Source organism: 'Camptotheca acuminata' phytoplasma, from assembly GCF_041276565.1.
Classification (GTDB): Bacteria; Bacillota_I; Bacilli_A; order Acholeplasmatales; family Acholeplasmataceae; genus Phytoplasma.
In genome coordinates this window covers 1-12,355 of record NZ_JBGGGR010000023.1, presented here as the reverse complement: position 1 = coordinate 12,355, position 12,355 = coordinate 1, and the positions used below count along the sequence as shown (strand labels likewise).

The window sequence follows — 12,355 nt, the reverse complement described above, 5'->3', positions numbered from 1 at the left end:
ATATTTTTTTTTGTAAAAGAAATAAGTGAATCTAAATTTAGAACAGGAGATTTCAGTTTTGGACACAAAAGTTTTAGAAATAATTAATTTGAAAATCCATTTCAAAATTAAAAATAATTTAATTTATGCTTTGCGAGGGCTTGATTTATCGCTTTATCAAAATGAAATATTAGGTTTAGTTGGTGAATCAGGAAGTGGTAAAAGCGTTATTTCTAAAGCTTTGACAGGTCTTTTGCCTTCAAATGCTGTCTTAGAAAACGGTTCTATTTTTTATAATAAACAAGATTCAAACTTGCCTGAAAAACAAGAAAAAATTGATTTAACTAAATCAAAAGATAAAAATTTTAACAAAATCCGAGGAAATGAAATTTCAATTATTTTTCAAAATCCTATTTCTAGTTTAAATCCTTTGTTGAAAATAGGTCATCAAATCAAAGAAAGTTTAAAATTAAGAAATAAAAAATTAAAAACAAAAGAATTAAAAGACAAAGTTTTTAAATTAATGAAGGAAGTTGGGATAAACAATCCTGAAAAAAGATATTATCAATTTCCACATCAGTTATCTGGAGGACTTTGTCAAAGAATTGTAATCGCGATTGCTCTCGCAAATCAATCAAAAGTTTTGATTTGTGATGAGCCAACTACGGCTTTAGATGTAAGTGTTCAAAAAAAGATTCTTGATTTAATTAAAAAAATTCAAAAAAAGACAAATATGGCTGTTATTTTTATTTCTCATGATTTAGATGTAGTAAAATATATTTCTGATAGGATTGCTGTTATTTATGCTGTAAAAATAGTCGAACATGGAACAAATAAAGAAATTTTTTACAATAGTCAACACCCTTATACTTGGGCCCTTTTGCAATCTATGCCTCGTTTTAGTAAAAAAGGAGAAAAATTAACAACTATCGAAGGAACTCCAATTATTTTAAATAAACCAATTGAAGCTGACGCTTATGCTTTTAGAAATCCTTATGCTTTAAAAATTGATTTCGAAAAACAACCTCCAATGTTTTCTGTTTCTTCTACTCATTATGCTGCTACTTGGTTATTGCATGAATTTGCTCCTAAAATTGAAATTCCTCCTTTGATTTTAAAATTAAAAAGGAAAGGTGGTTTTGTATAACATTAATGAATGATAAAAAAGTTATTTTAGAAGTTAACCACGTTTCACATATTTTTTCTAATAAATTTCAAGGTTTAAAAGATATTTCTTTTAAAGTTCATCAGGGAGAAATTTTTGGTATTGTAGGTGAATCCGGGAGCGGAAAAACAACTTTAGGAAAAATTCTATCAGGAATTTTAAAACCTACTTCTGGAGATATTATTTTACATCAAGAAGAAAATAAATATTTTATCGAACAAGGAATTAAAAAAAATTTAAAAAATATTAAAGATAAAAAAAATTTAAAAGAAATCCAAATGATTTTTCAAAATCCAGATTCTGCTCTTAATCCTCGTATGAATTGTCAAAATTTAATTGAAGAAGGATTGATTTACCAAGGAATAAAAACAAAAGATATCAGAGATGAAAAAGTAAAAAAAATTCTTTCTTTAGTAGGACTAAAAGAATATGATTTACCTCGTTATCCTCATGAATTTTCAGGAGGACAAAAACAAAGAATCGTCATCGCTCGTGCTTTGATTATTGAACCCAAAATTATTATCGCTGACGAACCAGTATCTGCCTTAGATGTTTCTATTCAAGCTCAAATTCTTAATCTTTTAAATGATTTAAAAGAAAAATTAGGATTAACAATTATCTTTGTTTCTCATGATTTATCAATTGTAAAATATTTTTGTGATCGTTTAATTGTAATGTATCGTGGCGAAATTGTAGAACAAGGGACTTCCGAAAATATATTTAAAAACGCTATTCATCCTTATACTAAACAATTATTAAAAGACTCTTTACTTTAAAATTTTGAGATTTAAAAAAATTAAAATTATAATAAATTCCATATCCAAGAAAAATTTATTTTAATCCTTATCAAAGAAAATTTAAATTATCATTTCAAAAAGAATGGTTTAACGTTCTCTAAACATAAAAAAACAAACTGTTGAATAATATTAACAATTTGTTTTTTTATGTTTAATGTGATAAAAGGGATAATAAATATAGAAATTCGAAACCTTTTAAAATAATAATTTAAAATTATTTTATTTATGTTTTACTTTTTTTATGTTAATATAAAAGTAATAAACGCTTTGATTTATTTTTTCTTAATCAAAACTATTTTTTGATTAATATTAAAAAATGATTTGTAAAAAAATTAAAAAAAATATCTAAAATAAATTAGAACAATTTTTTATTATAAATAGTTTTAAATTTTTAAAATTAAAAAAAATTATTTTTGCCATAAGATAAATATGCGGAGCTATAAATGAAAAAAAAGGAATTAGGTCAATTTTATACACGGAAAAGTATTTGGTTTAATGAACCTGTAAAAGAATTTTTAAAAGATAACATGAAATCAAACAATATCATTCTTGATCCATTCGCTGGCGAAGGTGATATTTTAAATTTTTTAAAAGAATAATTAAACAAAAATTATCGTAATTTAAAATTTCAAGGATTAGATATCGATAATAAATTTACTAATTGGAAAATAAATGACTCTTTAAAAGAAATTATTTGTCAAAAAAATAAATCTTATTTCTTAGCTACTAATCCTCCTTATTTATCTAAAAATAGTTGTTGAAAGAAAAAATACGAACGAATTTACGAAAAATATTTTAAAAATTCTCTTCACTCTGATCTTTATTTAATAGCTCTTGAAAAAATGATAATGACTCAAAAAACTGGAATAGCTATTGTTCCAGAAACTTTTATTAATAGTAAGTTTAACAAAAATAATATTAATAGAATTGTTATTATTGAATCTAATCCTTTTGAAGATGCCACTATACCTATTTGTGTTGTATGTTTCAATGGTCAAAAAAACGAACAACAAATCATTTATAAAAATGATAAAAAAATTGGTTTATTAAAAGATTTATTAAAATTCAAAAATTTGATTCAAATTAAAAATGATTTTTTAAAATCTTTAAAATTTAATGATATTTTAGGAGCTATCGCTTTATTAGGTGTCGATTCTACTAATCTTCAAAAAAAAATTAAATTTATTAATAAAGCTAATTTATCTTATGATTTAAAAAATGTTAAAATTTCTTCTCGTGCTATTACAGTTATTAATAGCAATATTTTAAATACTTTAACTTCTCAAAAAATAACTCAAACAATTGAAAAAGCTAATAAAATCTTAAATGATTTTCGCCAAAAAACCGAAGATGTTCTTTTGACCCCTTTTAAAGGAAATAATAGTTTAAAACAAAGAAGACGTCGATTAGATTTTACCTTAGCTAGTCAAATCATAACTCAAGCTTTTTTAGAAGTTGAAAATTTAAATAGTTAAAAGGAAATAAAATTGTCAGTTCTCAATTATAATAAAGAATATTTACGCAAATTAGCTAAAAATTTTGAAAATTTTAATATTTAAGATGAAAAAGTTATTTTTAAAATTAAAAATTTTTGTCAAAAATTTGGTTTTAACGAAACAGAAGTTAAAAAATCAATTAAAGAAAATATTTTTTTAAAAGCTTGGTTTGTTTACAGATCCTTCAAAACAAAATTTTTATGAAAAAATATTTGGTAATTTTTTAAAAAACATCAAAGGTGTTAAAAATTTAAAATTTTTAGACAGAAAAAATGGTGTTTATATCGTTAATCAAGAAATAAAAAATCAAAAAGATATAAAAGAATTTCAAAAAGCGGATTTACCTAAACAAATGGATTTTAGTTTTAAATATTACAATTTACCTGTTGTTTTTTTGTTTTTTATATAATTTATACTAAACAATCTGGTGGAGCACAGGACAATCAAAAAAATGATATCAAAAAGGCTATTTTAGCTGCTTCCACACAAGGACAAAATTTTATAGCCAAACATAAAAATTTTATTTGTTTGTGACGGCGATTATTATAATAAAAAAAATGTCAGAATTAAAAAATTTAAATAAAAAAAATAATTTTTTTATTTTAAAATCAGAAGAAATAGAAGATTTTTTAAATAACTTAATTAATTAAAACTTTATAAAAAATTCTATTAATTACTAAATCATTAAAACTAAACTTATTTATTAAAAAAATTTAATAATAAGTTTTTTTTTTTTTTTTTTTTTTGACATAAAAATAAATAATTATTCTATTTATTGTATTTTTAAAAAACTTTCAAAAATATAAAAGAATATATAAAAACAAAAAAATATCAAAAACATAAGTATTTAAGATTTTTTTAAATATGATTTAATTTATGAAAATAAAAAAATTTATAAAAAATTTTTATTTTTTTTATTATTTTTTTGAAATAATAAATTAACTCTTTTTCCTGCTTCTTCTGGCAAAAGTAAAAAAAACTTATCTTTTAATTGAAATTGATGTGTTTCTTTTACATTTTTTAATTCTTCTTCGTAATTAGGTCCTTTCATAGCGATGAATTGACCTTTATTTGTGGTCACTAAAGAAGCTAATTTTAAAATTAATTCTAATTTTCCTAAAGCTCTCACAATAACAAAATTATATTTTTGAGAATGATTTTCGATTTTATCTTTTACAACAAAAATGTTGTTTAAATCCAAATGTTCGATTAATAATTTTAAAAAAGTCGCTTTTTTACTTGAAGATTCGATTAAAACAACTCTTAAATTAGGATATAAAATTTTTAAAGGAACTCCTGGAAAACCTGCTCCGGTTCCTAAATCACATAAAATATTTATTTTTTGAAAATCAACTATTTTAGAAATAGACAAAGAATCATAAAAATGTTTTAAATAAACATCTTTTTCAGATATTAAAGAAGTTAAGTTTATTTTTTTATTATATTCATTTAAGAAAAAATAATATTTTTCAAATTTTTTTAACTGTGTTTTGTTTAAATCAAAATTTTCTTTTAATAATTGATTAAATAACATTTTTATATCTCTGTAAATAAACATTTAAAATAGAAATATCAACTGGATTAACACCTGAAATTCTAGATGCTTGACCTAAATTAGTAGGTTTAATTAATGTTAATTTTTCTTTAGCTTCCATTGACAAATTATTAATGTCTTTGTATTGAACTTCAGAAGGAATTTTTTTATTTTCAAAATTTAAATTTTTTTGAACTTCTTTTTCAGCTTTTAAAATATAATCTTCATATTTAATTTGAATTTCTGTTTGTTCTAACACATCTTTTTCATATTTTTTATCAATAAAAAAATTTATAATATTCATATTTATTTCTGTTCTTTTTAATAATTGATATAAACTTGTTTTTTCTTTAATAATAGAATTATATTCTTTTTTAAGATAATTTAAATTTGTTTCGTTAGGATAAATAACAATTTTTTTTAATTCTTCTTTTAAATTTTCAATATCTTTGCGTTTTTTTTCTACTTTATCATAAACATCTTTGTCGATTAAACCTGCTTTGTATCCATAATGAGTCAATCTTAAATCAGCGTTATCATGTCTTAAAAGCAAACGAAATTCAGATCTTGAAGTTAATAAACGATAAGGTTCTTCAGCACCTTTGTTAATTAAATCATCAATTAAAACTCCGATATATGCTTCGTTTCTTTTTAAAATTAAACTTTCTTTATTTTCTAATTTTAAACTAGCGTTAATTCCAGCTATTAAACCTTGACAAGCTGCTTCTTCGTAACCACTTGTTCCATTAATTTGACCAGCGAAAAATAAATTTTCAATTTTTTTGGTTTCTAAATTATATTTTAACTGATTAGGATTAAAAGCGTCGTATTCAATAGCGTAAGCGTATTTTGTTATTTCAGCGTTTTTTAAAGCTGGTATTGTTTTTAAAATTTCTTTTTGTACTTCTTCTGGCATACTTGTTGAAAGTCCTTGTAAATACATTTCGTCCATTTCTAAACTTTCTGGTTCAATAAAAATTTGATGTTGTTTTTTATCATAAAATCTAACAACTTTATCTTCGATGGAAGGACAGTAACGTGGTCCTTTTCCTTCAGAATAACCACCATACATAGAAGATCTATTTAGATTTTTTTTAATCAATTCATGAGTTTCTGAATTAGTATGTACTAAATAACAAGGTTCTTGAGTTCCTAATTCTTTAATAACTGAAGGAGAACTAAAAGTTTGTAAGATATTATCTCCTGTTTGAATTTGAGTTTGACTATAATCAATAGTATCTTTTTTAACTCTTGGCGGAGTTCCAGTTTTTAAACGAATAATTTGAAAATTATGTTTTCTTAATTGTTGACTAATACCGAAAGTAGTAGGTAAATTATTAGGTCCAGAAACAATTTTTTTATCACCGATTAAAATATTACTAGATAAATAAGTTCCAGTAGTTAAAATAACGATTTGAGAATTAATAACTGTTCCACTAGTTGATTTAACTCCTTTTACTTTATTTTCTTCTATTACAAGACTTTCGACAAAATCCTCTAATAAAGTTAAATTAGGACTTTTTTTTAACATTTGTAAAACAACTTTAGGATATTTGACTTTATCTATTTGCATTCTTAAACTTCTAACAGCTACTCCTTTAGAAGTATTCAACATTTTTATTTGAATTTGGGATAAATCAGCAGCTTTTCCCATGATTCCTCCTAAAGCGTCTATTTCTCTAACAACAACTCCTTTAGCTGGACCGCCAATAGAAGGATTACAAGGTAAAAAAGCAACGTTTTTTAAATTTCCTGTAATCAAAAGTGTTTTATGTTTTTTTGCAAAAGATAAAGCGGCTTCTACTCCTGCGTGTCCACCGCCGATAATAATACCTTCAAAATTCATTTTTTAAATTTTCTCCTTGTTTTTTTAAATAAAAACAATTTACTCTTCTTTTTTTATTTGTAACGAATAAAAATATTCTTTTTGTTTTTCGGAAACATCGTTAAAAGTTTTTTTGCCTAAAAATAATTTAACTTTTTTAATCATTTTTTGAAATAATTCTTTTTTGTTTTTTTCTAAATTTTTTTTTTGTTTAATATTCAAAAAAAGAAAAAAAATAATAAAAAAAATAATAAAAAATAAATAGAATAAAAAATTCTCTCTAAATGATCCTAAAAAATAAAATAACGAAAATACAAACAATAAAAAAGAAAAAATTATATTTTTTTTTATTGTTTCAGAACGTTTTTTTAAAAATAATTCTTCTAAAAAAGATATATAAATAATATTAATTTCTTTTTGATATAAAACTTCAAATTTTTGATAATAAGGTTCATAAACAAAAACTCTATAATGATTATCTAAAAAACTCCAAACAATATATTGTTTCATTTCTAAAAAATCAAAATTATATTTACTTTGTTCTAAAGTGAAAAATTCGATTTTTGTTTCTTCTCCGTTAATTTGATATGTCTCCTCACGGAAAGGAGTTCCTTGAGCTGAATTAAAAATAAAAGAAAAAAAAGATTTTCTCAGTATCCTCTTTTTTAAAAAATTAATCATTTAATATCTTTTTTTTCTTCATTTTTTTACCTTTTTTTCTAATAAAAAAATCTCTTTAAAAATCACCAACCACACACAATCAAAACTTATGGCTGCTCCACTCAAGTTCTAACCAGATTCATTTTTTTCATGTTGATTGATGATTTTTAAAGAGATTTTTTTATTAAAAACTATTTATTTCTTAAAAGAAAGAAAAATTTTTTTAAAATAAATTCACTTTCTTCTTTTAATAAACCTGATTCAAAAGATATTTTTTGAAAAAACTTAATATCTTTTTTAAACAAACTTGTTTTACTTAAAAAACCCGATCTAGGACTAAAAGCGCCATAATATACTTTTTTAATTCTTGTTTGAATTAAAGCACCTGTGCACATAACACAAGGTTCTAAAGTAGTGTAAATTATTATATCATTTAATCTATAACTTTGAAACTTTTTATTTAATTTTTTTAAAATTAAAAATTCAGCATGAGCAAAAAAAACTTTTTCTATTTCGACACTATTATGTGAACGAGCGATAATTTTATCATTTAAAACAGCTACAGCACCAACTGGAACTTCTTTTTTAAAAAAAGATTTTTTAGCCTCTTTTAAAGCTTCTCTCATAAAATAAAAATGTTTATTTTCCATATTTTTTTTAAATTAATTTATAAATTTATGACATTTTCTACAACGAGGTTCATGATAATTTTCTCCACCAATTAAAACGATAGGATCACTTGATTTTGGAATTTTTCCATAAACAATTCTTTGTGTTCGACTAGCTTCTTTCCTGCAAACAGCACAAGAAGATTTTAACTTAATAACTTCATCAGCGATAGATAATAAATAATTCATCGAACCAAAAGGTCTTCCGCAAAAATCTAATTCTAATCCACTCGCTACAATATAAATTCCTTGATAAGATAAATTATTTAAAATTTTTTCAATTTCATCATCAAAAAATTGTGCTTCATCAATAAATATAACATCAATTTCTTTATTAACAAAATTTAAAATTTCTTTACTTTTGTTTACCAATAAAGAAGGTATTGTTTCGAAATTATGAGTAACTAATTCGTTTTTGCTAGAATATCGATTATCAATTATCGGTTTAAAAACTAATATATTCGCTTTATGATTTTGAAAAAATTTAATTCTTTCAATTAATTTAGTTGTTTTTCCAGAAAACATCGGACCACAAATAATTTCGATAAAACCTTCTTTATTTAAATTCATTTTCGATAAATATCCTTTTATTCTTTTGAAATAAAATTAAATTACTTTAAATTTATTTTTTGTCTTTGTTTTTTCCATAACGTTTATGAAATTTATCGACTTGACCAGCTACAGTTACAAAAACTTGTTTTCCTGTATAAAAAGAATGACAATTAGAACAAATTTCAATTTTGATTTTTTTTGCTGTTGTTCCGATTTGATGTTTTTCACCACAAGTAACACAAGTTACTTCAACAGTTGAAAAATCAGGTTGTTTTATTTTTTTTTTCATAAAAAAGCCTCAATAATATTTTTTCAAACACTTTAAATTTTTTTATTTTTAAACTATATATTTTAAATAACAAAAAAATATTTAGTTAAATACATCAATAAAAATTATAACATTTAAAATAAGAAAATTTAAAAAATGATTTATTTTTTTTAATTTTATTTAAAAATAGGAAATTTTTTTGTTAAAGAAAATACCGTTTCTTTAACTTCGTTAATAATTTCTTCATTTTTATAATTTTTTAAAACTTTGTCTATTAAATTCGCTACCATTATAAATTCTTTTTCTTTGAAACCTCTCGTTGTCATAGCTGGTGTTCCTATTCTGATTCCACTAGTGAAAAAAGGTTTTTCTTTATCAAAAGGAATTACGTTTTTGTTTACAATAATATTAGCTTTTTGTAAAACTTCGGAAGCTAATTTACCATTTAAATGAGGATGATTTTTTTTGATATTAATCAAAACTAAATGATTATCTGTTGTTTTACTGACTAAGTAATAACCTAAATCAGTTAAAGTATTAGCTAAAGCAAGAGAATTTTTTAATACTTGTTTTTGATAAATAGTAAATTCTTCACTTGAAGCTTCTTCAAAAGCAACTGCTTTAGCAGCTATAATATGATAAGAAGCACCACCTTGCGTTCCTGGAAAAACAGCTTTATCTATTTTTTTCATAATTTCTTCATTATTACTTAAAATAATTCCTCCACGAGGACCTCTTAAAGTTTTATGTGTAGTTGAGGTAACAACATCCGCTCCAGCTGTAAAAGGAGAATTATGCAATCCAGTAGCGATTAAACCAGCTATATGAGCGATATCAGCTAATAAATAAGCATTAACTTCATCCGCTATTTTTCTAAATTCTTTAAAATCAATTTCTCGAGAATAAGCAGAAGAACCACAAATAATTAATTTAGGTTTTATTTCAAGTGCTATTTCTCTAACTTTTGCATAATCAATCATTTCAGTTTCAGGAGAAACACCGTAATTATAAGAACGAAAAAATTTACCTGAAAAATTTAAAGAAAAACCATGAGTTAAATGACCTCCCTCTTTTAAAGACATTCCTAAAATAACATCATTAGGTTCTAATAAAGCTTGAAAAACAGCCATATTAGCTTGTGAACCGGAATGAGGTTGAACATTAGCGAACTTAACATTAAATAACTTTTTAAGATTTTCAATCGCCATTCTTTCTATCTCATCAATGAATTCACAACCATTGTAATATCTTTTTCCGATATACCCTTCGGCATATTTATTAGTTAAAATACTTCCTTGTGCTTTTAAAACTGCTTTAGAAACAAAATTTTCTGAAGCAATCAAACCTAAATTGTTTTCTTGTCTTTCACTTTCTTTTTCTATAATTTTAAAAACTTTTTCTCCAAAACGATTCATTAGTTACCTCTAAATAATAAATTAATAAAATAAAAACTATATAGAAAAATTATATATTAATATTTTTTTATATAGTTTTTTTCTTTATAAAAAAAAATTTAGTCAAAAAAAATAAAAATATACTAGTTTTTAAAAAATTATTAAAAAATAACCAAAAAACATATAAAAATATTCTTTTTTTCTTTTTAAAAAATTGGAAAAGTTAAAGTTAGTATATTTTTTTTATCAAAAAATAAACAAAATTAACATTTCAAAAATAAAAAAACATAAAAAAAATAGTTATTTTTGCTTTTTTTAAAAAAATAGTTATTTTTTTTATTCATAATCAAATTTTTTTCTAAAAAAAGTTTAACTAAATTGGAAAAAAGTTTAACTAAATTGGAAAAAAGTTTAACTAAATTGGAAAAAAGTTTAACTACTTTTTTTTAAAAAATTTTCTTTTAATTCCTTAAGATGGTTTAAAATAATTAAAATTTTTAAAATTAGTCAATTTTTTTTGTCTTACTAATAATAACAATTTAATAAAAAAAATAATTTAAATAAATTTTTTCAATTAACTTTTTTTTATAAAAAAAATAAATATTCAAAATTTAACTAAAATTAATAAATAAAATAATTTTAATTTAAATCCTATTTTTGGAAATAAATAAAAAACAACACTTAAAAAAATAATTTTTTAAACAAAATAAAAATATTAAAATATAAATATTTTTTTTAATAATTTAAAAAAGAAGGATTTTCATGTTGATGAATTCTTCCAATTTACAGAAGATGAAGATGAAATTAAATCGAATTATGATAATACAGGAAAAATAGTCTGCTGTTGGCCTGAATCTAAAAAAAATTATCAATTTCTTTTAACTAATCAACCAGAATTACATCCTATTATTTTTAAATATGGTTTTGATGATTATTATACAAATGAACGTTATAAAAATTGTAATGCTGATTCTCGAACAGTTCAAGAAAAAATTTTAAATCTTAATTTAACTCCTGCAGAAAAAAGAGAAGTTATAACTTATTTCTCTAAAGTTAAAAAATTAAATAGTATTTTATATCGTTTTTTAGAAGATTTAAAATTTTGGGGAACTATTTTGAAATATAATTTACTTAAAATGCCTTATTTCCGTTTAAGAACTAAAAACTTAGAACTAAAATCAACTAAAAAAACTATTAAATGGAATGAAAAATATTTAAATACTACAACAATAAAAAAAAGGAATAACAACAAAAATAGATGAAGAAATTTTAAAACAACTTACGAATGAATAAATCAACCATTTTGATAATTTTAAACAAAAAAAATAGTTCATATTTAATATATGAAGCTCTTTTTTATGCTTTTTTAAAAAATAAACAAAATATTAAAAACGATTATAATATATTTTTTATATAATAAAATTTTACTAATTTTAATTACTCTTATTATTTTTATTAATAAAAACTTCTTAAAAGGTAAAAAAATAACTTTTAAGAAAAAAATTAGATAATATTTATTGAATAAAAAATATATTTTAACTAAAGTATTAAAAATAACCTAAAATATGAGTTTTGATTTTTTAGGAAAACACAAAAATAAAGAGGCTTTAAACTATCTTTACGCAATCCGAAAAATTAGTTTTGATACAAATAAAAAATTTCAATTAGGTTTAGCCACGAAAGATAATCAAAATTTATATCATTATCTTTTGAAAAAGAGTGTCCCGTTAGATTTATTTTTTGATTTGAAATTATTAATTAAAAATAAAGTATTTGTGGCTTATTTCTTCCAAGATGGCTTTATTATTCCTGTTTATTTTCGTAATCATGTTATTCATTTTTATAAAAATAATTATCACAATAAAATAACAAGATTAAACCCTAAATATAGAACCCTCCCAAATTTAACAAATACAAATATTTTTGTAATACCGTACAGCTTCAATATCGCGAGATCCTATATTTTACAAATGAAAAAAAATATTATTCATGAGTTTTTTTTTTTTTTTTTTTTTTT

The 12,355-nt window shown here is 22.0% G+C and carries 13 protein-coding genes and 1 pseudogene; 7 read left to right on the top strand and 7 right to left on the bottom strand.

Features of this window, described 5'->3' with window-relative positions; translation table 11 throughout:
* Positions 1-58: 58 nt before the first annotated feature.
* From AB6A63_RS01755 to AB6A63_RS01735, 5 genes are all read left to right on the top strand, one after another.
* Entirely contained in the window at positions 59-1,126 is a 1,068-nt protein-coding gene (locus AB6A63_RS01755) for an ABC transporter ATP-binding protein (protein WP_370430975.1), read from the top strand.
* A 5-nt stretch (positions 1,127-1,131) separates the two neighbouring features.
* Positions 1,132-1,920 (top strand): ABC transporter ATP-binding protein, encoded by a 789-nt coding sequence (locus AB6A63_RS01750; protein WP_370430974.1) that lies wholly within the window; start codon positions 1,132-1,134, stop codon positions 1,918-1,920.
* A 464-nt stretch (positions 1,921-2,384) separates the two neighbouring features.
* Positions 2,385-2,540 carry a hypothetical protein gene (locus tag AB6A63_RS01745; protein WP_370430973.1) on the top strand — a complete coding sequence of 52 codons (156 nt, stop codon included), beginning with the start codon at positions 2,385-2,387 and terminating at the stop codon, positions 2,538-2,540.
* A gap of 249 nt (positions 2,541-2,789) precedes the next feature.
* Entirely contained in the window at positions 2,790-3,416 is a 627-nt protein-coding gene (locus tag AB6A63_RS01740) for a hypothetical protein (RefSeq protein ID WP_370430972.1), read from the top strand.
* A gap of 190 nt (positions 3,417-3,606) precedes the next feature.
* A complete protein-coding gene (locus tag AB6A63_RS01735; RefSeq protein WP_370430971.1) occupies positions 3,607-3,846 on the top strand; it encodes a hypothetical protein in 240 nt (79 codons plus the stop codon).
* A gap of 483 nt (positions 3,847-4,329) precedes the next feature.
* Here AB6A63_RS01735 and rsmG read toward each other — a convergent pair whose 3' ends face one another.
* From rsmG to glyA, 7 genes are all read right to left on the bottom strand, one after another.
* Complete coding sequence (gene rsmG / locus AB6A63_RS01730) at positions 4,330-4,971, bottom strand: 16S rRNA (guanine(527)-N(7))-methyltransferase RsmG (protein WP_370430970.1); 642 nt, start codon at positions 4,969-4,971, stop codon at positions 4,330-4,332.
* Entirely contained in the window at positions 4,961-6,817 is a 1,857-nt protein-coding gene (gene mnmG / locus AB6A63_RS01725; RefSeq protein ID WP_370430969.1) for a tRNA uridine-5-carboxymethylaminomethyl(34) synthesis enzyme MnmG, read from the bottom strand. The genes rsmG and mnmG overlap by 11 nt, the downstream gene beginning before the upstream one ends.
* A gap of 39 nt (positions 6,818-6,856) precedes the next feature.
* Positions 6,857-7,477, bottom strand: coding sequence for a hypothetical protein (locus tag AB6A63_RS01720; protein WP_370430968.1), 621 nt, complete (start codon positions 7,475-7,477; stop codon positions 6,857-6,859).
* A 170-nt stretch (positions 7,478-7,647) separates the two neighbouring features.
* Complete coding sequence (locus AB6A63_RS01715; protein WP_370430967.1) at positions 7,648-8,106, bottom strand: nucleoside deaminase; 459 nt, start codon at positions 8,104-8,106, stop codon at positions 7,648-7,650.
* 12 nt (positions 8,107-8,118) lie between these two features.
* Positions 8,119-8,694: a thymidine kinase gene (locus AB6A63_RS01710; RefSeq protein WP_370430966.1), complete on the bottom strand. Its 576-nt coding sequence runs from the start codon at positions 8,692-8,694 to the stop codon at positions 8,119-8,121.
* A gap of 52 nt (positions 8,695-8,746) precedes the next feature.
* Positions 8,747-8,965: a 50S ribosomal protein L31 gene (gene rpmE / locus AB6A63_RS01705; RefSeq protein ID WP_370430965.1), complete on the bottom strand. Its 219-nt coding sequence runs from the start codon at positions 8,963-8,965 to the stop codon at positions 8,747-8,749.
* Between the two features lie 155 nt (positions 8,966-9,120).
* The gene (gene glyA / locus AB6A63_RS01700) at positions 9,121-10,359 is read right to left on the bottom strand and encodes a serine hydroxymethyltransferase (protein ID WP_370430964.1); all 1,239 of its coding nucleotides are present in this window, start codon (positions 10,357-10,359) and stop codon (positions 9,121-9,123) included.
* Between the two features lie 1,094 nt (positions 10,360-11,453).
* Here glyA and AB6A63_RS01695 point away from each other — a divergent pair.
* Positions 11,454-11,600, top strand: coding sequence for a hypothetical protein (locus AB6A63_RS01695; RefSeq protein ID WP_370430963.1), 147 nt, complete (start codon positions 11,454-11,456; stop codon positions 11,598-11,600).
* A 303-nt stretch (positions 11,601-11,903) separates the two neighbouring features.
* Positions 11,904-12,355: pseudogene (locus AB6A63_RS01690) on the top strand (hypothetical protein); the annotation flags it as partial.